A 19,460-nucleotide genomic window follows, 5' to 3' on the forward strand; every position below is an offset into this window, starting at 1 on the left:
GCGCGAGCAGCCCCGGATAACGATGTGGAAAACCTGTGAGGGAATCCGGGATGTGGACGGGCGTCTCGCACAACGGGCGTCCGGGCCACGGTCCCGCTACCCCCGGGGCTCTCAGCGCTCCGGCCTGCGCGCCTCGATGAGGTAGCGGGTGCTGTGCGCGACGAAGGGGCCGTTGCCCACGATCTCTTCGTGCAGGGCCAGCAGCCGGTCCCGGTACCGGTCGACCGTGAACCCGGGGACCATCCAGATCACCTTGCGCAGGAAGTGGACCACGGCCCCGATGTCGAGGAACTCGATGCGCAGCCGGGCCGTGCGCAGGTCCACGACCTCAAGTCCGGCTGCCTCGGCGGCGGCGCGGGCGCGGTCGGGATGCCGGGCCTCCCTGGTCTCCCGCGGCTGCCGTCCCACGAAGTACTCGACGAGCTCGAAGACGCTGGCGGGGCCGACCTGTTGGGAGAAGTACGTGCCGCCGGGACGCAGTACGCGCGCGATCTCCGCCCAGTGCGTCGATACGGGATGGCGGCTGGTGACCAGGTCGAAAGCGGCGTCCGCGAAGGGCAGCGGCGCGTCCTCCGGCGAGGCGACGACGACGGCGCCGCGCGGGTGCAGGAGTGCGGTCGCCTTCGCGACGTTCGGCGGCCAGCCCTCGGTCGCGACCGTGAGGCGGGGCAACCGGGGCGCGGAGGCGAGGACTTCGCCGCCGCCGGTCTGCAGGTCGAGTGCGGACGCGGCGCGCGCGAGGCGCCGGCCCATGGCCCGCGCGTACCCCCAGGGCGGGCGCTCCTCGGTGGCCCGGCCCTCGAACCAGGAGAAGTCCCAGCCTTCGACGGGGGCGGCGTCCGCCTCGGCGACGAGCTCTTCGAAGGAACGGTCCGTGGTCATGCGCCGATCCTGCCAAGCGGGGGCCGCGTCGGCGACCGGGTTTTCGCGGCGACGGCGGAGACCGCGAGGCGGCGGGGACGGTGGGGCGGCGGGGACGGTGGGGCGGCGGGGGCCGTCGACTGTCGGTGCCCGCTGCTACGTTCCGGGAATGACGACCGAATCGGGTGCCGTACCGGTGCCGTACACCGCCGGCGAGAAGGACATCCTGCGCGCGAGCCTCGACCGGCACCGGGACGCGGTCCTGTGGAAGCTGGCCGGACTGGACGACGAGCAGGTGCGGCGGGTGATGACGCCCTCGGGCACCAGCCTGCTCGGTCTGGTGAAGCACCTGGCGTCCGTGGAGTACGGCTGGTTCTGCCGGACCTTCGGGCGGGAGGTCGAGCCGCTGTGGTTCGACCCGTACACCGACGAGGACATGAGCGCGGCGCCCGGCGAGACGACGGAGCGGATCACCGACTTCTACGGCCGGGCCCGCGCCGCCGCCGACCGCACGATCGCGGAGCTGTCGCCGGACGACGTGGGCACGTCGTGGAACGGCACGACCGTCTCCCTGCGCTGGGTCCTGGTCCACATGGTCGAGGAGACGGCACGGCACGCGGGCCACATGGACATCCTGCGCGAACTCATCGACGGCGGCACGGGAGACCACCCGCCCGCCTGACCGGACCCGCGCGGGCCTCGCGCACTCCGGAGCCCCGGGGAGGCGACTCTCAGGAGACCAGGGGCCGTACCTCGGTCGCGGCGAAGCGCAGGAAGCCCTCGGGGTCGGGCTCGTCGGCGGTGGGCTGGAGGACGACGGTGTCGGCGCCGGCGTCCGCGAGGCGCCGCACGGCCTCGGCCACGGCGGACGCGTCCCCGGCGACGCCGTGCTCCGGGACGGTGTCCTCGCCGTTCGCCTCGATCTCGGCCCGCAGCCGGGCGGCGGCGCCCGGACCGGTCGCCGTGTGCAAATTGACGACGATCCGGTGCGGGTCGGTCCGGCCGGCCGCCGCGCGGCCCTCGTCGATCAACAGTCGCGCCCGCCGGACGCCGTCCGGGGCGGTGGCGGCGGTCAGGACGGTGCCGTCGGCGGCCTCGCCGGACAGGCGCAGGGACCGGGGTCCGGTGACACCGGCCAGTACGGGCACCCCGGGCGCGGGCGGCCAGTCGAGGGCGACACCGTCCAGCTTGACGTAGCGGCCGTCGGTCGTGACCCGCTCCCCGCCGAGCAGTGCGCGGAGGGCGGCCAGGTACTCGCGGAGCAGCGTCACCGGGGACTCGGCTCGCGCCCCGACCTGGCCCATCCAGTCCTGCACGCCGTGCCCGACGGCCAGTACGGCCCGCCCGGGGAAGAGACGGTGCAGGGTGGCGGCCTCCATCGCGGTGAGGGCGACGTTGCGCAGCGGTACGGGCAGCAGGCCCACGCCGACCCGCAGCCGCTCGGTCCAGGCGAGTGCCGCCGCCGCGGTGGAGATGCCCCCTTCTAGGAAGCAGTCCTCCCAGAGCCACAGCTCGTCGAGCCCGGCGTCGTCCGCCAGACGGGCCAGGGCGCGGAGGCGCTCGGGAGGAAGCTGGGGACGGAAGACGGCGCCGAGGACGGTCATGACCGTCTTCCTACCGGCCGTCCCCCGGAGCGGCAACCGCTTTACGGCAGCGCCGAGTTGTCGCCCCCGCGGTGCACCGGGCTCAGGCCGCGTACCGGGGTCAGCTCTGCTTGCCCGACTCCGTGGACCCGCTCCTCGGGAACGACACCTCCACCCGGCGGTTCTTGCGCCGCCCCTGCTCGGAGGTGTTGTCGGCGATCGGATAGTCCTCGCTGTACCCGCGCACCTCGAACGTGACGTCGCCTCCGAGGTCGCCCGCCAGTTCGTCGTGGACCACCTCGGCGCGCTTCTTGGAGAGGGTCAGGCCGTGCGCGTACGAGCCGAGGTTGTCGGTGAAGCCGAACACCCGCACGTTCGTGGCGTTCTGCGCCTTGATCTCGTCCGCGATCGCCTGGATACGGGAGCGGGCCTCGGGGTTCAGCTTCGAGCTGTCCTTGGGGAACAGCACCTCCGCCTGGAGCGCGAACGTCACGTTCTCGTTCGTGTCCTCCCGGCGCTCCTCACCTCCGAGGTCCTCCACGACCGACTTGATGTCCAGGACCTTGGCGGGGGCGAGGGTGGCGCCGTCCCCCAGCTTCAGGCCCGGGCTGTTGGCGTCCACCTCGGGAGGCGGGGACGTCGTCACACTGCCCGGCGGCGCACTCGGATCCTCGTCGTCCGCGTGAGCCGGCCCGGGAAGCCCGAGGGTGACCAGCACGACCAGGGCCGTGAACGTCGTCGCGGTGGTGCGGTTGGGGAGCGGCATGGGTCACTCGCCCTCGGAGAGTTTGACGGTGGCGGGAGGCATGGCACCGACCTGGAAGCTGACCTTGGTGGTCCCGTCGGGCGGGGCGGGGAATTGGGCGTACCAGTCGGCGGTCGCGCCCTGCCGTACGCCACCCGTGAACTGAGTGCACAAGCAGCGCCCTGACGTGTCCCGGAGAACCAGGTACTTCTTCTTGCCCTGCTGGTCGACCAGATTGGCGCCCGCGATGGACGCGCCGTTCTTGGACAACTCACGTTCGTCACCACGCCAGTTCGCGGCGACCCAGGCGTTGTCGGTGTTGTTGGTCACCGTTCCCTCGACGGTGACGAATCCGCCCTCGTCGCGCTTGGCTGAGGTGATGGCGAGAGTCAGACCGTTCTCGCCTTTGACCTCGGCGAGCACCTGGGCAGCCTCGGGCGGCTGTGACTCCGACTTGTCGCCGTCACCGCCGGTCCGCGCGGAGGTCGGCGAGGACGCCGGGTCCTTGTCGGATTTCCCGTCGTCATCACCCCCGCCACAACCGGCCACCGTGAGGAGCAGCCCAGTCGTGATCGCCACCGCGCTCAGCGCCCTGCGGCCCTTCATGGTGTGCCGGAGATCCATCGGTAAGGCTTCCTCTCACTCGGCCAGATGCACAGAGAACATCACGGACGCGTCGGGAAGGTCGTCCGGATCGAAATCTTCGGGGTCGATGTTCACGTTCTCGCCATCGCAGTCCAGTTCCACGGGCTTCTCGGGATCCGCTTCGGGGTCGAAGTCGCAACGGGGCTCGATGACGGCTGTCGCATCGGCCTTGGCCTGCATGCTCTCCGTTCCGGGGATGATCGAGTCGCCGACCGTGTAGTTGGTCTCGATCTCGGCCTCGTACCCCGGGTACCCGTTCACCACGGTGGGCTGGACGCCCAGAAGTGCCGAGTCGTTCTCGGCGGCCAGTTGTTGGGCCGCGGCGGTGGCTCCCGCACCGGGCGGAGGGTTGTCACCGAGCCAGTCGAGCCAGTCGCCGCCCTCACCGATGGCCAACAGCAGCTCGTCCAGCATCTCGTCTCTGGCATCCTGCGCCGCCGCCAACGCCGCAGCGTCCGCCGCGGATTGTGCTCCATTGCGGGCGGACGCTGCCTGCGCGAACGCGAACAGGGCGAGTGCGGCGAAGAGCAGGATCGCCGTCAGCCAGATATAGATGGGCAGGGTCTGCCCACGGTCGTCGTGCCTGCGGGGGGCTGTCAGCCGCCGATGACGTCCGTCACCGCGTTGAGGATCGCGGTCGAGATCAGACCGTCCAGCCCGAGGCTGTCGATCAACGTGAAGATCCCCGCGATGATGATCATCAACCCCGCGTACTCCACGAACCCCGCGCCCGCGTCCCGGTGTTCGTCCCGCGTTCGGGAGATCACGGTCCGCTTCCAGTCGTCGAACCTGCTCATCGTCACTGCCCTCCCACCCGACGCCACTTCCGACCCGAGCACCGTACGTGAGAACACGCCTACTCCGGGTGGGCCCAGGGGCCCAACTTCGCGTCGACGCGGTCACCGGCTCCACCCCCCGGGGGCGGTGCCCAGCCAGTGGGCGATCGCTTCGCTGCGCGAAGAACTGTGCAGCTTCGCGAAGATCCGGTTGATGTGGTTCTTCACGGTCTTCTCGCTGATGAAGCAGGCGGCGGCGATCTGCTGGTTGTTCATGCCGGACGCGATGAGATCCATGACCTCCACCTCCCGTGAACTCAGGCCGCGTCGGGGCCGGTCGGGGCCGCGCCGGAACGGTCCGGTCGGAGCCGCGGTCCGCACCTCCGACGAATGTGCCACAACCGGTTGCATCTGCGAAGAGCTTTCGTCCGGTTCGTAGGAAACACCGAGCGATTCCGTGACAGTGGGCCGCCCGTGCCTCATGTCCCGTACGGCCGCGATCAGTTCGGCCGCGGTGAACTCCCCGTGGACGAGGTAGCCGACCGCGCCCCGGCGCAGCGCCTCGGCCACGACCTCGGGTTCCCTGCTGTACGTCAGCATCATCACCGGGGCCAGGCGGGCCAGCCGGGGCAGTGCGGTGAGGCCGTCGGTGCCCGGCATGCGGACGTCGAGCAGGACCACGTCCGGGCCGTGCAGGCTCGCGGCGGTCACGGCTTCCCGGCCGTCCGCGGCCTGCGCGACGACGTCGATGTCCGGATGCGCGCCCAGCAGGGCGGTCAGTCCGGCGCGTACGACCGGGTTGTCGTCGGCCACGAGCACACGCAGGGGCCGTCCGGAGAGTGCCTGGTCAGGCATGGGCTGCCTCCTCTCGGGGGATGGGGCGGGCCGGCGCGGGGAGCGGGCAGGTGAGGGCGATCTCGGTGCCGCCGTGGGCGGGGACGGACAGGTGCAGGCGCCCGCCGAGCGAGGCGGCCCGCTCCACCATGCCGAGCAGGCCGAAGTGGCCGGATTCCGTCAGTTCGTCGAGGACGGCGGTGGGGGGCAGACCGACTCCGTCGTCCCGGACGGACAGCCGCAGGACCCCGGCGGAGGTGTCGGCGTCGAGGCAGAGGACGACACGGCCGGCGCGTGCGTGCCGGTGGGCGTTCTCCAGCGCCTCCGAGACGATCGCCAGGAGGTGCTGTGCCGTCGCGCGCGGCAGTACGGGCACGGCGCCGGTGCGGCGCAGCTCCGCCGTGATGGCCGTACGGGCCTCGAAGTCGGCGACGCGCCGGTCGAGTTCGGCGGCGAGGTCGCGGCGTGCCGTGCTCAGGTCCGTGTGGCGGCGCAGGTCCGACAGGAGTTCGCGGGACTCCGTCGCGGCCCGGCGTGCGGCGCCCGCCACCAGGGTCGCCTGGCACTCCAGGGTGGCGGGGTCGCAGGAGTCGGCGGACGCGGCCAGCGCCTCCGCCGCGAGGGCGAGGCCGTGCAGGGTCTTGGCGACCGAGTCGTGCATCTCCCGTGCCAGGCGCGCCCGTTCGGACTCCACGGCCTCCGCCACCGCGAGGCGTGAGGTCGCCTCGGACAGCGCCTGGCTCGCCGTGCCGAAGCGGAACATGAGGTTGCGCAGGGTGACGCCGATGATGCCGGCGCCGACGCAGAATCCGGCGACGAGCAGGGTGCTGGCGCCGGTGCCGGGCCGGTGCTCCCAGGCCCGGAACACCGTGAGCAGGACGACCAGTTGGAGCCCGGTGAAGATGCCGGAGCCGCGCCAGCCGTACAGCAGGCCCGCGAGGAGCGGGGTGCAGACGGTCGCGTAGGCGAGCGGCGAGGCCGGGGACGCGGTGAGGAGCAGGACCGCGCCGAAGACGAGGTCGACGGCCAGCAGGCTCGGGTGGGCCAGGAGCCGGGGGCCGAACCGGTCCCAGTCACGGAGCATGGCGTACGAGCCCATGACGCCCAGTACGGCGGCGGCGAGGACGGTGTACCGGGCGGGGCCGTCCGTGGCGTTGGCCATGGCGAAGGGCGCCCCGATGGCCACGGCGGCGAGGCGTACGGCGAACGCCTGGCGGCACAGGGCCTGCAGGGCGCTCAGCTGGAGGCGGACGCTGCCGGGGGCGGGGGCGTCGTCGGCCAGGTACCCGGCGCCGGTGCCCCGCGTCCAGCCCGCCCCCGGTGTCCTGGCCGTGGGCTCGCCGGGGCTGGTGTCCGCGTCGGGGTCGGCGGGACGGCGCCGCACCCGGTCGTACCACCCGCCGGGGTGTGCCCGCCCGGGGCCGCGTCCGAGCCGGAGGCTTCTCATCAGCGGCCCAGGATCGAGCCGAAGTTCGTGCCGGACCCGAGGAACATCCCGGTCGCGATGAGGATCATCGTCGCGGGGAGCATGAAGACGAGGGTCACCATCGTCGCCTTGGGGATGGTCTTCGCGGCGCGGCGGCGGGCGTTCTGCGCGTCGGTCCTGCGCATGTCGGTGGCGAGTTGGATGAGGGTCTCGGCGATCGGGGAGCCGAGTTCCTCGCCCTGCTGGAGCGCGGAGACGAACTGGGCGACGGACTCGGAGGAGTTGCGGCGGCGCAGCTCGTCGAAGGCCTGGCGGCGGCTGACGCCCATGTCCATCTGGCGCAACGTGATGCGCAGTTCGTCGGCCCAGGGGCCCTCGTACTTCTCGGCGACCCGGTCCAGGGCCTGCCGGAAGCCGAGGCCGGCCGAGACCACGACGGCCAGTACGTCGAGGAAGTCGGGCAGGGTGCGGTCGATGACGTCCTTGCGCTCCCGGATGGCCTGCCAGATCAGCGCGTCGGCGGCCAGCAGCCCGAAGGCCAGGGTCGCCACGGCGAAGAGGGTCCGCCCGTTGGAGAGGAAGACCAGGCCGAGTACGAGGCCGAAGGCGCCGTAGACCGCGCGGCGGGCCGCGTAGCGGTTGAGGGTGAGGCCGCCGGGGTTGCCCGCCATGTCGATGCGCCGGCGTTTGGCGTCGACGCGGCGGGGGCCCATCAGGCGCAGGACGACGGGCGCGAAGCGCATGCCGAGGCGGTCGACGGCCGAGTCCGCCTTGGAGACCCGGGTCGCGCCGACCTCCAGGGCGAGGACGAGGTCGCTGGGGAGCTTGGCGTCGGCGCGGATCATGCGGACGCCGAGGAGGACGCCCGCGACGGCCGCGCCCATCGCGACGGCGAGCAGCAGGGCTTGCAATGGAATCTCCCCCTCACACTTCGATCTTGCCGAGGCGGCGGATGACGAAGAAGCCGACGGTGTAGAGGCCGAGCGAGACCAGGACGAGGGCCTGGCCGAGCGGGGAGCCGGTGACGCGGGCCAGGGCGCCCTCGTTCGAGGAGTTGATCAGGAGCAGTGAGCCGAGGCCGAGCAGCGGGACCGTGAAGGCGGTGGCGTTGACCTCGGAGAGCATGGTGCGGACCTCGCGGCGGGTCTCCTTGCGGTCCTCCAGCGTCTGGGTGAGGTTGCGCAGCGAGCTGACGACCGAGCCGCCCGCCTTGTTGGCGAGGACGAGGGTGGTGACGAGGACGACGAGTTCGCGGGAGGGGAGGCGTTCGGCGAGCTCGCCGAGCGCGTCGTCGATGGACCTGCCCAGGGTCAGATGGTCGGCGACCCGGGCCAGCTCCTCGCCCGCCGGTGCCTCCAGTTCCTCGGCGGCCATCGCGAGCGCGGTGCGCAGGGCGAGCCCGGCGGCGGTGGCGTTGGCCAGCAGCCGTGCCACGTCGGGGAGTTGGTTGATGAACGCCTCGATGCGTTTCTGGCGCTGCCAGTTGAGGAAGATGGCCGCGCTCCAGACGCCGACGAGTCCGGCGATCGGGCCGAAGAACGGGGCCAGGGTCGCGGCGGCGATCAGCCACAGAGCGACGACGACGGCGGTGACGTAGGTGAAGAACTCGCCGGCGGTCAGGTCGAGTCCGGTCGCCGACAGCCGCAGGTGGATGGTGCGGCCGAGCCGGGTGCGGCGCAGCCTGCGGTCGACGGCGGCGAAGCGGCGGACGCGGCCGGCCGCCGTACGGACGGGTCCGCCACCGGAGAGGCGGTCCACGAGGGCCTGGCGCTGGGCGCGGCCGGTGGCGTAGGCGTGCACGCCCGCGACGGCGAGGGTGCCGCACAGGACGGTGGCGCCGAGGGCCAGCAGGGCCGGGTTGTTCATTCCTGCCTCCCGTGCGGGGTGGGGGCGCTCATCCGATGGCCTGCCTCGTGTTCAGGACGTCGATGGCCTCGGCGACGCCGAAGGCGGGCGGCAGCGGTTCGCCCGCGACGTACAGCTTCTCGGCGATCTGGCGGGGCAGCGGCAGGTGCTCGAAGCGGCCGTGGACGACACGGTCGGGGCCGGTGGGGCGGGGGACGAAGCGGGAGACGGTCGCGATGCGGAACTGCTCGCGGCCGTGCGAGACGAGCAGGGCGATCTCGGCGATCTTGCGGGAGCCGTCGGCGTGCCGGGAGAGCTGCACGACGACCTCGACGGCCGAGTTGATCTGGTCCTTGAGCGCCTCGAAGGGGATCTGCACCTCGGACATCGAGCCGAGGGTCTGGAGCCGCATCAGGGCGTCCTCGGCGGAGTTGGCGTGGACGGTGGCCAGGGAGCCGTCGTGGCCCGTCGACATCGCCTGGAGCATGTCGAGGGTCTCCCCGCCGCGGACCTCGCCGACGATGATGCGGTCGGGGCGCATGCGCAGCGAGTTGCGGACCAGGTCGCGGATGGTGATCTGGCCCTTGCCCTCGACGTTCGGGGGCCGGGACTCCAGGCGGATCACGTGCTCCTGCTGGAGCTGGAGTTCGGCGGAGTCCTCGATGGTGATGATGCGCTCGTGGGCCGGGATGAGTCCGGAGAGCGCGTTGAGCAGGGTCGTCTTGCCGGTGCCGGTGCCGCCGCTGACGATGACGTTGAAGCGGGCGCGGACGAAGGCCGCCAGCAGCATCAGCATCTGCTCGTCCAGGGAGCCGAGGTCGATGAGCTCGGGGAGCGTGTAGGCGCGCGGGAAGCGGCGGATGGTGAGGGTCGGGCCGGTCAGGGCGAGCGGCGGGATGATGACGTTGACGCGCTCGCCGGTGGGCAGGCGGGCGTCGACCATCGGGTTGGACTCGTCGACCCGGCGGTTCACCGTGGAGACGATGCGCTCGATGGTCTGCATGAGCTGTTCGGTGGAGGCGAAGCGCAGCGGGAGCTGTTCGACGCGGCCGGCCCGCTCCACGAAGATCGAGTCGGGGCCGTTGACCATGATCTCGGTGATGGACGCGTCGGCGAGGAGGGGTTCGAGGACGCCGAGGCCGAGCGCTTCGTCCACGACCCGCCGGATCAGCTGGGAGCGCTCGGCGGAGGACAGGACGGGTCCCTCGCGGCTGATGATGTGGCCGAGGACGCGCTCCAGCCGGGCCCGCCGTTCGGTGGCGGCCAGGCTCGACATCTCCGCGAGGTCGATCTCCTCCAGGAGCTTGGCACGGTAGACGGCGACGAGGTGTCCGTCCTCGCGGGCGGGGCCCCCCTCCTCGGGGGCGGCGGCGATACGGGAACGCAGGCTCATGTCTTCGGCTCCTCCCGGTCAGTCGTCCTGGTCGTTCGGCATGGTGGCCCGGCGTTCCGCGGTGAAGCCGTCCATGAAGGGGATGACCGAGGGGATCTCGACCTGCACGGTGGCCACCACGGTGTCTCCCCCGCCGCCGACCGAGACGCTCGCGCCGAACCGGCCGTCCATCGCGGCCTGGCCCGCCGCCTGGCCCGCCCCGGCGTCCTTCTGGGCGGCGACCCGGGCCGCCGCCCGCGCCCCGGACCCGGCCTGGTTGATGCCGTAGCCGACCAGGCCGAGCTGGATGGCGGCCATGCCGATGACCAGCAGGATGGGCAGGAATCCGGCGAACTCCAGCATGGAGACGCCCCGGTCGCCCCAGCGGCGGGCCCGCTCGGGACGGGAGCCGGACACGCCGGCACGGCGGCGCGCCCGGGCGGCGGCCTCCTGCCGGTGTCCGGGCCGGTCCGACGGCCCCCGCCGGCCGGGCCCGCGACGTGCGGACGCCCGGTGCGCGGGCCAGGGCCGCCACCGGTGTGCCCCAGGACGTGACGCCTGCTCGTGCGCGGACGACGGCCGCCGGCGGTCCACCGCCGGGTGCGCGGACGGCGAGTGCGCCCGCGGCGTCCGGGGCGGGGCCGTCGGCCGCCGTAGGCGGGGGCGTCCCGGCACCCGGTGCGGGAGTACGAACAGGCTCATCCCTCGTCCCCCTCCACCGCGGCACCCGCCTCACCGTCGACCTGCCAGCCGGCGTCGAACCCGGGGAAGAACAGCGGCACTTGGGCGGTGACGCGGGCCTTCCACACGTCGCCTTCGAGGGTGCAGCCGATGTCCGCGCCCTGCCAGGCCCCCGGCAGGTGTTCCGCCCCGGCCGACTGGCAGGCGCCGGCCGCGTCGCCGTCCACCGCGTACGCCGCCGTCGCCGCCCGGGCCGCCTCGTCGGCCGCGTTCCCGGCGAGGGACCAGGTGTAGCCGTAGAGCACGCACTGCCACAGGATCGTCATCACGACGAGCAGCAGCGGGAACATCCCGGCGAATTCGAGGGTCACCGCTCCCCGGTCGCCGCCCTTGCGGCGCAGGGCCAGCGCGCCGCGCTCCGGGGCCGGTTTGCGGCGGCGGCCTCCCCCGCCCTCCGGGGCCGGGACGGCGAGGCCCAGTTCGCCGGTGAGGGCCCACAGGGCCTGCTTCACCGTGGAGCGGGCGTCGAGGTCCTGGAGCCGGCCCGCGTCGACCACGGACTGCAGTTCCTTGAAGGCGGCGGGCACCGTGGAGCGGGCGACCCGGGTTCCGGTGACGCGCTCGACCAGCGACGGCTGGATCTCCGTACCGCGCGAGTGCCGGTTGACGACCGTCGTCGTCTCCTCCGCCTTGCGGATCTGGAGGCGGTCCCACATCCGCACCATGCGCTTGGCGGCGCGGACGGCGACCACGTCGGGGGTGACGAGGAGCAGCGCCTGGTCGGCCATCTCCACGGCGGCGGCCGTCGCGGAGGTCATCTGGGAGCCGCAGTCCACGACCACCACGTCGTGGCGGGAGCGCAGGGCGGCGACGACCTGGCGGGCGACCCGGTCGGTGACCTCCTCGCCGCGTTCGCCCTCGGCGGGGGCGAGCAGCAGGCCGACGCCGCTGTCGTGGGTGTAGACGGCGTCCTGGAGGACGCGCGGGTTGATGTCGCTGATCCCGGCGAGGTCGGCGACCGAGCGGCGGAACTGGACATCCAGATAGGAGGCGACGTCCCCGGACTGGAGGTCCAGGTCGAGCAGGGCGACCGTACGCCCGGACGCCTGCGCGGCGAGGGCGAGGTGGACGGCGGTGACGGTGGCGCCGACGCCGCCCTTGGCACCGGTGACCGTGACGACGGTGCCGCCGGGGCCGGTGTACAGCTCGGGTGTGCTGCCGAGGTGGCGGCGCATGCCGACCGACCAGGCGGCGGCGGCCTGGACGCGCTCGGCGAGGGCGTCGTAGCCGAGCGGCAGGCCGACGATGCCGCGGGCGCCGGAGTCCATGGCGGCGGTCAGCACGCCGTTGCCGGTGTCGGCGGTGATGAGGACGACGCCGACCGCCGGGAAGCGCATGACGACGTCGCGGATCAGGTCGAGGGCCGGCACCGGGCCGATCCGCTCGTGCACGAGGACGACCTCGGGCAGCTCGTCCAGGGACTCCGCCGCGAGGCGCGCGAGGGTGTCGAGGAGGGCCGTCGAGTCGGGTACGGGCGGGGCGGGCTCGGTGTCGGCGAGCTGGCTCAGCAGCGTGGTGAGCGCGCGGGCCGAGTCGATGTCACCGACGGCGGGAAGGATGCGGACGGTCATCGGCGGCACCTTCCGCGACGGGTCCCAGCGGCAGCGGTCGACATGCGCGGCCTCCTACTTGTCCTCGTCGAGGGTGTACGTGCGGTCGCCGGGGGCGACGGCCGTGTCGGAGCCGCCCGCGACCAGGGCGAGGCGGACGTGGGTCGCGAACGACTCGGCGTACGCGACCCGTTGGGCGTCGGCGGTGTCGAGCGCGAAGGTGATGGGGACGGCCTCGCTCGCGGTGCGGCGCCGGTCGTCGCTCGACTGGCCGGGTTCGAGGGCGGTGAGCTTGCCGACGTCGATGACGCGCGCGTTCGCGACGATGACCTTGGACTGGTTCTTTCCCTTGTCGTTCTCCGCCTTGAAGGTGGCGTAGATGTTGACCCGGGCGCCCGGGTTGATCTTTCCGGCGACGCCGGTCGCCGCGTCGATCATGATGGCGATCTCCTGCTGGCCGGCCTCCAGCGAGGGCCGGTCCACGATCATGTCGGCCTGGAGGAGCGAGCCCTTCTCCAGCCGGGTGACCGCGATCTTGCCGCGGATCTGGGAGAGGTCCGTGACGGCGGTGGACGACAGCCAGCGCTCGGGCATCGAGACCTTCTCGAACTGGTCGGCCGACAGCTCCCTGTAGGGGGCGACGTCGCTCTTGAGGCGGTACGCCGCCACCTCGGGGCCCACCTTGGAGTTCACGTCGCGGATCACCGAGAGGACTCCGGCGAAGGCGCCCAGGGCGCACAGGACCGAGAGGACCAGCAGGATGACGCCGCGGCGCTGGCGTGAGTTCATGACGCGGACAACCTCGATCGGGGGCGGGGACAGCGGGGTCGGGCGGTCGTGCCTGGTTCTCCGTGCTGTGCGGTGGTGCCGGCGGTGCCTAGGTGACGCCCGGGGGCAGGGCGCGTACGGAAGAGGCTGCCCGCGCGGGGGCGCCGGGAAGCTCCCCGGGCGGCGGCAGCGCGGCGGCGCAGAACCCGCAGCGGTCGCCGATGAGTTCGAGGCCGCACCAGTGGCAGGTCTCGCGCCGGACGGAGGAGACGAGCTGGTAGAGCACGGACACGTCGTACAGCCCGGCGGCGAACTCGGCGAGTCTCGCGGTCCCCCACCAGCGGGCGGACTGCTCGGGCAGCGGGACGGTCGCGACGCCCTGCACCTGCCAGGCGGGGGCGAGTGTCGCCGTGACCCAGTCGGAGGGCGGCTGTTCGGCCGCGACGAGCAGCCGGGTGCCGAACTCGGGCCCCGTCAGGTCCTCCTGGCCGACCCGGACGAGCTGCGGGCGCGGGTTGGCGAGGACGGCGAACTGGGCACCGGGCACCCAGGACTTGGCGTGCGACTTCAGGGACACGGGGACCCGGTCGAGCTTGGCGACGGAGCCGAGCAGGGCGCCCGCGTAGATGTAGTGGGCGAGGAGCCGGGCGGAGGAGGCGAGGACGCCGGGGCTGAAGTCGCAGACGGACAGCTGGCGCAACTGCTGCGCCAGCAGGGCGATTCCGAGCGGCGGCAGGTCGATGCCGAGCAGCGCGATGCGGTCGCTCTCCAGGACCGAGCGGACGGTGTGCAGCCGCCGGGCGAGCTCGCCGGGGGCGGCGGACGGGTACAGGGAGATCACGTACCCGTGCTGCTCGATGAGCGCGTGCATCCCGGTGAGGGAGCTCTCCAGGGTCTCCAGCGGCTGGATCACGGCGGGCGGTGTCTGCCGGTCGTGCGGCGGCAGCACCAGGTCGGGACTGGTGACGGCTATCGCGGTCGGCACGCTGGACACCACCCCGTTCACCGGGGCGGGATGGTCGGTCGCCGCCCTCGGATCGCCCCTGTTTCGCCATGGACCGTCACAGATGGCCACACATCGTCACTGTGACGCCCTCCTGCATCTGCACCATATCCACGGCATGCCCCGCTCAACACCGACTTCGGCAGATCAACTCACCGAAGGTACGGGCTTGATCCACACAGAGTGAAACGCATATGCCGCAACTCCGCGCCGCCACACGGATGTTGGGACGAGCCGGACGCCGACAGAGGTCTTGACAACCGTATTGGTCTGGACCACCTTGGACCTCCAGCGGTGGCCACCGTTCCGCAACCTCCCCGCCCTCTCCCCCTCACCGGAGGCACCAGTGGACCGCGTACCAGGCATGCCCAGACGCAGACGGACGTGGGCGGGATTCCTCGCCGCCGCACTGGGGGCGTCGGCCCTCACCCTCACCGGACTCGCCACCGAGGCGCAGGCCGCGGACGTCAACAACGCCAGGAACGGCGGCTACGAGTCCGGCCTCGGCAACTGGACCTGTTCCGCGGGCAGCGGTACGACGGTGTCCTCGCCGGTGCACGGCGGCTCGGCCGCGCTGAAGGCGACGCCTGCCGGCCAGGACAACGCCAAGTGCACGCAGACCGTCGCGGTCAAGCCCAACTCGACGTACACGCTGAGCGCCTGGGTGCAGGGCGGCTACGCCTACCTCGGCGCGAGCGGCACGGGGACGACGGACGTCTCCACGTGGACGCCGGACTCCTCCTCCTGGAAGCAGCTGACGACCAGCTTCACCACGGGCTCCTCGACGACCTCGGTGACGGTCTACACCCACGGCTGGTACGGGCAGGCCGCCTACTACGCCGACGACCTGTCGGTGTTCGGCCCCGACGGCGGGGGCGGCACCGACCCCGCGCCCACCGTCCCGGCGGCCCCGGCCGGCCTGAAGGTCGCCTCCACCACGTCCTCGTCGGCGTCCCTCGCCTGGAACACGGTCTCGGGCGCGACCGGCTACAACGTCTACCGGGACGGTACGAAGGTGACGGCGGTGTCCGGCACCTCGGCGACCGTGACCGGTCTGGCCGCCTCGACCTCGTACTCCTTCCAGGTCACCGCGACCAACGCGGCCGGTGAGTCCGTGAAGTCGGCGGCGGTCACCGGCACGACGGCGGCCTCGGGCGGCGGGGGCGGCGGGACGGTGCCCGCGCACGCCCTGACCGGCTACTGGCAGAACTTCAACAACGGCGCCAAGGTCCAGAAGCTCTCCGAGGTCCAGTCGCAGTACGACATCATCGCCGTCGCCTTCGCGGACGCCACCGGCACGCCGGGCGCGGTGACCTTCAACCTCGACTCGGCCGGGCTCGGCGGCTACACCGTCGACCAGTTCAAGGCCGACGTCCGGGCCAAGCAGGCCGCGGGCAAGAAGGTCATCATCTCCATCGGCGGCGAGAAGGGCACGATCTCCGTCAACGACGCCTCGTCCGCGACGAACTTCGCCAACTCCGTCTACTCCCTGATGCAGACGTACGGCTTCGACGGCGTCGACATCGACCTGGAGAACGGTCTCAACGCCACGTACATGACGCAGGCGCTGCGGTCCCTGTCGGCGAAGGCGGGCTCGTCCCTCGTCATCACGATGGCCCCGCAGACCATCGACATGCAGTCCACCTCGAACACGTACTTCCAGACGGCCCTGAACATCAAGGACATCCTCACGGTCGTCAACATGCAGTACTACAACAGCGGTTCGATGCTGGGCTGCGACGGCAAGGTCTACAGCCAGGGCACGGTGGACTTCCTGACCGCCCTCGCCTGCATCCAGCTGGAGGGCGGGCTCGCCCCGTCCCAGGTGGGCCTCGGCGTCCCGGCCTCCACCAGCGGCGCGGGCAGCGGCTACGTCTCCCCCTCCGTCGTGAACAACGCCCTCGACTGCCTGGCCAAGGGCACGAACTGCGGCACGTTCAAGCCGTCCAGGACCTACCCGGCCCTGCGCGGCGCGATGACCTGGTCCACGAACTGGGACGCGTCGGCAGGCAACGCCTGGTCCAACGCGGTCGGCCCCCACGTACACGGCCTCTGACCCCGGCCCACACGGACGCCCTCCTCCGGGACTTCCGGGGGAGGGCGTTCGGGGTACGCGTACACATCATTTCGGGTCGAAGGACCAGACCATGCCGACATCCGTCTCGGACACGAGGACCAGACCGAGATCCCAGTCGTACGAGGAGACGGTCGAACAGCCCGAGATGCGCTGGTAGTAGTCCGGATTACGGCTGTCCCGCCCGGTGTTGGCGTAGAAGACCGACCCTTCCGGGAACCGCGACAGGATGACATCGGCCTTCCCTTCCAGCTCCGCCCTGCCTTCCTCGAAATCCGAAGTGTCCTCGACATTGAGCCACAACGTGGACAGGACCACGATGAGCTGCCTGGCCGAGGTCCGCGAGATCTCCGAGACCCGGCTCCTGAAGCCCTCGGCCCCGGCACCGTCCACCGGGACCTCGATGAACGGGTAGAAGGGATCATCGAGCCTCTCGAACTCCTCCGCGAAGAAATCGATGACGCGCCAGCCGCGAGCGTCCGGCACGTCCCCCCGCATCAGAGTGCCTACGTCGAGCGCCCAGTCCTCGTGCTCTCTGCGCGTCACCTTGGCGATGCTGCACCTGCGGGCGTACAGGCTCAGGGCGTCGGCCCACGCCCCCTCGTGGAGAGCTGCCATCGATCTCTCCTCGCTCGTCGTCCGGTCGTGGGCGTCGCGACGGCTCTGCGTCCGGTCACCAGGCGTGGAACGACCACACCATGCCGACCTCGGTCTCGGAGACCAGGATCGGGCCGAGATCCCAGGTGTGGACCGAGATCGTGTTGCACCCGGAGATCCGCTTGTAATAGTCGAGGTCTCTACTGTGGTGCCCGGTGTTTGCAAAGAAGCGGGAACCGACCGGAAAGCGAGACAGGATGACCTCGGCCTTCTCCTCCAGGCCCGGCCTGCGTGCCTCGAAGTTGTCCTCCTTCTCGACATTGAGCCAGATCGTCGAGAGCGCCACGAGGAACCGCTTGGCGGAGGAGCGCGGGATCTCGTCCAAACGCGCCCTCCAAGCGCCCGTCGCAGCGGGGTCGTCCGGTCTCAGGGCGAAGGGGTAATACGCATCGTCCAGCCGCTCCGGCTCGCCCAGCAGAGAGTCCTTCGTACTCCAGCCTCGGTTGTCAGCCGTGTCGCCGTGCATCAACGTGTTGACGTCGAGCGCCCAGTCCTCGTGCTCTCTGCTCGTCACCTTGGCGACGGTGTACCTGCGGGCGTACATGCCGACGGCCTCGGACCACGACCGCTCGGTGAGCTCGGCCACCCCTGTCTCCTCACACATCCGCTGCCATGCGCGTCGATACGACCAACGGCACGCGGAGCAGCGCCCGTCCACTTCCCGGCAGTTGCGCCGGGGCCACCTTGTCACTGGTCGAAGGCATCCGGCACGTGAGTTGCGCGCCGCCTCTTCCGACAGTGGCCCACTGGTCCGGGTGAGCGGCGTCTCCGCCTCCCCGTACGCCGTCGCGCCGGCCCTCGGCAGCGTCGCCCACATGCGGGTTCCGCCGCCCGGTTCGCGGGCCTTGCCGAAGCCCCAGTCGCCGTCGCAGGCCCGGCAGACGCAGGCCAGGACGCGCAGGGCCGCCCGGCGGCGCGTGGCGCACTCCTCCGCCAGCCGGGGGTGCGCGTGCGGCGGGTGGCTGTCGTAGACGATCACGCGCAGCGCCTCGGCCCGATAGCGGAGCGCCAGGTAGAACTCCACCGACTCCGTGAACTGGCATGCCACAGCCGTCAGTTCACCGACCGCCTGGAGGCCCGCGTCCATCATCCGGTGCAGATCGTGTGCGGCCAGGAAGGCCCGCGTCGCCGCCCTCGCGAGCTTCGGGCTGGCCAGGGCCGCCGGCAGGGTGAGGCTGTAGGCCAAGGTCTCCGGGCTCGGGGCGGTCGGGTCGGCGGGATAGGCGGTCGCCAGCGGGCAGCGGGACATACGGGCTCCTGTGGTCGTACGCGGATGTCGTCACCTCGGCAGCAGTGGCCTGTCCCCCTGGCGTGGGCCCGCCCCTCCCAGGGGAGGAGTACGCGGGCAGGCTCACGCGATGCACTTCCGGCTGCCGTGAGTAGCGGTGGCAATACATAGGGTACGCACGGTAGGGGCCTAATTTGGCCCTCAATGGTGAAAGATGCACCCTCTGGAGGCCCTGGCGCACACAAAAGCGGCAGACTGCACCCGACCGCACGCGGAGGGGACCGGCATGGCAGCGAGGACGTCGCCCACTGAGCGCCAGAAGCGCCTGGGGGCCGAGGTACGCAGGATGCGCACGTCAGCGGGGGTGTCCGCGGAGTACGCCGCCGGGCTGCTCGGTGTGGACCGGGGCAAGATCTCCAACATCGAGTCCGGCGTCCGCGCCATCAGCCCCGAGCGCCTGCGCACCCTCGCCTGCAACTGCGACTGCCGGGACGAGCGATACGTCGCCGCGCTGGCCGAGATGGCCAGGACCACACGTCGGGGCTGGTGGGAGAAGTACCGTGGCTCCCTGCCTCAAGGGCTGCTCGACATCGCCGAGTTGGAGGAGCACGCGGTACGCATGCGCGCCGCATACTCCATGCACGTCCCCGGCCTGCTGCAGACCTCCGATCACGCGCTCGCCGTCTTCCGCGTAGTCATCCCGCACTTGCCGGACCACGAGGTGGCTCTCAGGCTCGCCCTTCGCGTGGAACGGCAGAACGTACTCGACCGGGAGCACCCGCCCGAGTTCGTCGGCATCGTGCACGAAGCCGCCCTGCGCATGCGGTTCGGCGGGCGTTCGGCCGCCCGCGCGCAACTCGAACACCTGTTGAAGAAGTCCGAGCAGCCCAACATCACGCTGCTGGTGATCCCCTTCGAAGCCGGTGCGTTCCCAGGTGCCGGGCAGACCGTCCTCTACGCGGAGGGACCCGTGCCGCAACTGGACACCGTGCAGATCGACAACTCCCACGGGCCCGATTTCCTTCACGCGGAGAGCCAGTTGGCGAAGTACCGTGCCCACCTGGACTGGATGGAGCGCATCGCCCTGTCACCAGCGGCGTCACGCGACTTCATCCGCGGTATCGCCAACGAGCTCTGAGGAGAGGTCCAATGGACGACATCACGTGGGAGGAGCCGTTCTGCGGTGAGGGAAACTCCTGCTTCCGCCTCGGCACCGACGAGGACGACAACGCCTACATCGCCATAGCCGGGGCCGAGGACGCCTACCTCACCGACTCCCGCGAAGCTCTCCGTACGCTGATCCGGGACATCAAGGCCGGGAAGGCCGACCACCTGCTCTGAGCCGGGCGGCC

General features: G+C 71.6%; 21 protein-coding genes. 4 read left to right on the top strand and 17 right to left on the bottom strand.

Translation table 11 applies throughout. From position 1 onward, the window contains the following. Positions 1-111: 111 nt before the first annotated feature. The gene (locus ACFYQQ_RS11130) at positions 112-882 is read right to left on the bottom strand and encodes a class I SAM-dependent methyltransferase (RefSeq protein ID WP_355784531.1); all 771 of its coding nucleotides are present in this window, start codon (positions 880-882) and stop codon (positions 112-114) included. A 148-nt stretch (positions 883-1,030) separates the two neighbouring features. Between ACFYQQ_RS11130 and ACFYQQ_RS11135 the strand changes: the two genes are divergently transcribed. Then, complete coding sequence (locus ACFYQQ_RS11135; RefSeq protein WP_355784534.1) at positions 1,031-1,543, top strand: DinB family protein; 513 nt, start codon at positions 1,031-1,033, stop codon at positions 1,541-1,543. Positions 1,544-1,592: 49 nt separating this feature from the next. On the opposite strand, the gene ACFYQQ_RS11140 is transcribed toward ACFYQQ_RS11135, so the two are convergent. From ACFYQQ_RS11140 to ACFYQQ_RS11205, 14 genes are all read right to left on the bottom strand, one after another. Next, entirely contained in the window at positions 1,593-2,465 is an 873-nt protein-coding gene (locus tag ACFYQQ_RS11140; protein ID WP_355784537.1) for an LLM class flavin-dependent oxidoreductase, read from the bottom strand. A 100-nt stretch (positions 2,466-2,565) separates the two neighbouring features. Continuing rightward, the gene (locus ACFYQQ_RS11145; RefSeq protein ID WP_355784540.1) at positions 2,566-3,210 is read right to left on the bottom strand and encodes an OmpA family protein; all 645 of its coding nucleotides are present in this window, start codon (positions 3,208-3,210) and stop codon (positions 2,566-2,568) included. Between the two features lie 3 nt (positions 3,211-3,213). After that, positions 3,214-3,813: a hypothetical protein gene (locus tag ACFYQQ_RS11150; protein WP_355784543.1), complete on the bottom strand. Its 600-nt coding sequence runs from the start codon at positions 3,811-3,813 to the stop codon at positions 3,214-3,216. A 15-nt stretch (positions 3,814-3,828) separates the two neighbouring features. Further along, complete coding sequence (locus tag ACFYQQ_RS11155) at positions 3,829-4,434, bottom strand: pilus assembly protein TadG-related protein (RefSeq protein ID WP_355784552.1); 606 nt, start codon at positions 4,432-4,434, stop codon at positions 3,829-3,831. Then, positions 4,431-4,631, bottom strand: coding sequence for a hypothetical protein (locus tag ACFYQQ_RS11160; protein WP_355784555.1), 201 nt, complete (start codon positions 4,629-4,631; stop codon positions 4,431-4,433). The genes ACFYQQ_RS11155 and ACFYQQ_RS11160 overlap by 4 nt, the downstream gene beginning before the upstream one ends. Before the next feature lie 102 nt (positions 4,632-4,733). Continuing rightward, positions 4,734-5,465 carry a response regulator transcription factor gene (locus ACFYQQ_RS11165; RefSeq protein WP_355784546.1) on the bottom strand — a complete coding sequence of 244 codons (732 nt, stop codon included), beginning with the start codon at positions 5,463-5,465 and terminating at the stop codon, positions 4,734-4,736. After that, positions 5,458-6,891, bottom strand: coding sequence for a sensor histidine kinase (locus tag ACFYQQ_RS11170; protein ID WP_388904254.1), 1,434 nt, complete (start codon positions 6,889-6,891; stop codon positions 5,458-5,460). The genes ACFYQQ_RS11165 and ACFYQQ_RS11170 overlap by 8 nt, the downstream gene beginning before the upstream one ends. Continuing rightward, positions 6,891-7,781, bottom strand: a complete 891-nt coding sequence (locus ACFYQQ_RS11175) for a DUF5936 domain-containing protein (protein ID WP_355785711.1) — start codon at positions 7,779-7,781, stop codon at positions 6,891-6,893. Before ACFYQQ_RS11175 ends, ACFYQQ_RS11170 begins: the two co-directional genes overlap by 1 nt. A 13-nt stretch (positions 7,782-7,794) precedes the next feature. Next, positions 7,795-8,736 carry a type II secretion system F family protein gene (locus ACFYQQ_RS11180; RefSeq protein ID WP_355785709.1) on the bottom strand — a complete coding sequence of 314 codons (942 nt, stop codon included), beginning with the start codon at positions 8,734-8,736 and terminating at the stop codon, positions 7,795-7,797. A 28-nt stretch (positions 8,737-8,764) separates the two neighbouring features. Beyond that, the gene (locus ACFYQQ_RS11185; protein WP_356171095.1) at positions 8,765-10,108 is read right to left on the bottom strand and encodes a CpaF family protein; all 1,344 of its coding nucleotides are present in this window, start codon (positions 10,106-10,108) and stop codon (positions 8,765-8,767) included. Positions 10,109-10,126: 18 nt separating this feature from the next. Next, positions 10,127-10,450, bottom strand: a complete 324-nt coding sequence (locus ACFYQQ_RS11190; protein ID WP_356171156.1) for a TadE/TadG family type IV pilus assembly protein — start codon at positions 10,448-10,450, stop codon at positions 10,127-10,129. Positions 10,451-10,785: 335 nt separating this feature from the next. Beyond that, positions 10,786-12,399, bottom strand: coding sequence for an AAA family ATPase (locus tag ACFYQQ_RS11195; protein ID WP_355788287.1), 1,614 nt, complete (start codon positions 12,397-12,399; stop codon positions 10,786-10,788). Positions 12,400-12,453: 54 nt separating this feature from the next. Beyond that, a complete protein-coding gene (gene cpaB / locus ACFYQQ_RS11200; RefSeq protein ID WP_355788285.1) occupies positions 12,454-13,167 on the bottom strand; it encodes a Flp pilus assembly protein CpaB in 714 nt (237 codons plus the stop codon). 88 nt (positions 13,168-13,255) lie between these two features. Then, a complete protein-coding gene (locus tag ACFYQQ_RS11205) occupies positions 13,256-14,131 on the bottom strand; it encodes a hypothetical protein (protein WP_355788282.1) in 876 nt (291 codons plus the stop codon). A gap of 382 nt (positions 14,132-14,513) precedes the next feature. Between ACFYQQ_RS11205 and ACFYQQ_RS11210 the strand changes: the two genes are divergently transcribed. Further along, entirely contained in the window at positions 14,514-16,205 is a 1,692-nt protein-coding gene (locus ACFYQQ_RS11210) for a glycoside hydrolase family 18 protein (RefSeq protein WP_355788280.1), read from the top strand. Positions 16,206-16,271: 66 nt separating this feature from the next. On the opposite strand, the gene ACFYQQ_RS11215 is transcribed toward ACFYQQ_RS11210, so the two are convergent. Continuing rightward, on the bottom strand, positions 16,272-16,841 hold the full coding sequence (locus tag ACFYQQ_RS11215) for a hypothetical protein (RefSeq protein WP_356238190.1): 570 nt from the start codon (positions 16,839-16,841) through the stop codon (positions 16,272-16,274). Positions 16,842-16,896: 55 nt separating this feature from the next. Next, positions 16,897-18,129, bottom strand: coding sequence for a hypothetical protein (locus tag ACFYQQ_RS11220; RefSeq protein ID WP_388904259.1), 1,233 nt, complete (start codon positions 18,127-18,129; stop codon positions 16,897-16,899). Between the two features lie 265 nt (positions 18,130-18,394). Between ACFYQQ_RS11220 and ACFYQQ_RS11225 the strand changes: the two genes are divergently transcribed. After that, the gene (locus tag ACFYQQ_RS11225; RefSeq protein WP_355783545.1) at positions 18,395-19,246 is read left to right on the top strand and encodes a helix-turn-helix transcriptional regulator; all 852 of its coding nucleotides are present in this window, start codon (positions 18,395-18,397) and stop codon (positions 19,244-19,246) included. 11 nt (positions 19,247-19,257) lie between these two features. Continuing rightward, the gene (locus tag ACFYQQ_RS11230) at positions 19,258-19,449 is read left to right on the top strand and encodes a hypothetical protein (RefSeq protein ID WP_355783548.1); all 192 of its coding nucleotides are present in this window, start codon (positions 19,258-19,260) and stop codon (positions 19,447-19,449) included. The last annotated feature ends 11 nt before the right edge of the window (positions 19,450-19,460 follow it).

The sequence above is a fragment of the Streptomyces sp. NPDC005496 genome, from assembly GCF_042872045.1.
Classification (GTDB): Bacteria; Actinomycetota; Actinomycetes; order Streptomycetales; family Streptomycetaceae; genus Streptomyces.

Excerpts from the sequence above, each read along its gene's own strand:
- ACFYQQ_RS11150 (WP_355784543.1), bottom strand. The coding sequence starts at position 3,813 with ATGGATCTCCGGCACACCATGAAGGGCCGCAGGGCGCTGAGCGCGGTG.
- ACFYQQ_RS11225 (WP_355783545.1), top strand. The coding sequence starts at position 18,395 with ATGGCAGCGAGGACGTCGCCCACTGAGCGCCAGAAGCGCCTGGGGGCC.
- cpaB (WP_355788285.1), bottom strand. The coding sequence starts at position 13,167 with ATGAACTCACGCCAGCGCCGCGGCGTCATCCTGCTGGTCCTCTCGGTC.
- ACFYQQ_RS11145 (WP_355784540.1), bottom strand. The coding sequence starts at position 3,210 with ATGCCGCTCCCCAACCGCACCACCGCGACGACGTTCACGGCCCTGGTC.
- ACFYQQ_RS11230 (WP_355783548.1), top strand. The coding sequence starts at position 19,258 with ATGGACGACATCACGTGGGAGGAGCCGTTCTGCGGTGAGGGAAACTCC.
- ACFYQQ_RS11180 (WP_355785709.1), bottom strand. The coding sequence starts at position 8,736 with ATGAACAACCCGGCCCTGCTGGCCCTCGGCGCCACCGTCCTGTGCGGC.
- ACFYQQ_RS11140 (WP_355784537.1), bottom strand. The coding sequence starts at position 2,465 with ATGACCGTCCTCGGCGCCGTCTTCCGTCCCCAGCTTCCTCCCGAGCGC.
- ACFYQQ_RS11170 (WP_388904254.1), bottom strand. The coding sequence starts at position 6,891 with ATGAGAAGCCTCCGGCTCGGACGCGGCCCCGGGCGGGCACACCCCGGC.
- ACFYQQ_RS11135 (WP_355784534.1), top strand. The coding sequence starts at position 1,031 with ATGACGACCGAATCGGGTGCCGTACCGGTGCCGTACACCGCCGGCGAG.
- ACFYQQ_RS11195 (WP_355788287.1), bottom strand. The coding sequence starts at position 12,399 with ATGACCGTCCGCATCCTTCCCGCCGTCGGTGACATCGACTCGGCCCGC.
- ACFYQQ_RS11130 (WP_355784531.1), bottom strand. The coding sequence starts at position 882 with ATGACCACGGACCGTTCCTTCGAAGAGCTCGTCGCCGAGGCGGACGCC.
- ACFYQQ_RS11220 (WP_388904259.1), bottom strand. The coding sequence starts at position 18,129 with ATGTCCCGCTGCCCGCTGGCGACCGCCTATCCCGCCGACCCGACCGCC.
- ACFYQQ_RS11210 (WP_355788280.1), top strand. The coding sequence starts at position 14,514 with ATGCCCAGACGCAGACGGACGTGGGCGGGATTCCTCGCCGCCGCACTG.
- ACFYQQ_RS11165 (WP_355784546.1), bottom strand. The coding sequence starts at position 5,465 with ATGCCTGACCAGGCACTCTCCGGACGGCCCCTGCGTGTGCTCGTGGCC.
- ACFYQQ_RS11215 (WP_356238190.1), bottom strand. The coding sequence starts at position 16,841 with ATGGCAGCTCTCCACGAGGGGGCGTGGGCCGACGCCCTGAGCCTGTAC.
- ACFYQQ_RS11160 (WP_355784555.1), bottom strand. The coding sequence starts at position 4,631 with ATGAGCAGGTTCGACGACTGGAAGCGGACCGTGATCTCCCGAACGCGG.
- ACFYQQ_RS11190 (WP_356171156.1), bottom strand. The coding sequence starts at position 10,450 with ATGCTGGAGTTCGCCGGATTCCTGCCCATCCTGCTGGTCATCGGCATG.
- ACFYQQ_RS11185 (WP_356171095.1), bottom strand. The coding sequence starts at position 10,108 with ATGAGCCTGCGTTCCCGTATCGCCGCCGCCCCCGAGGAGGGGGGCCCC.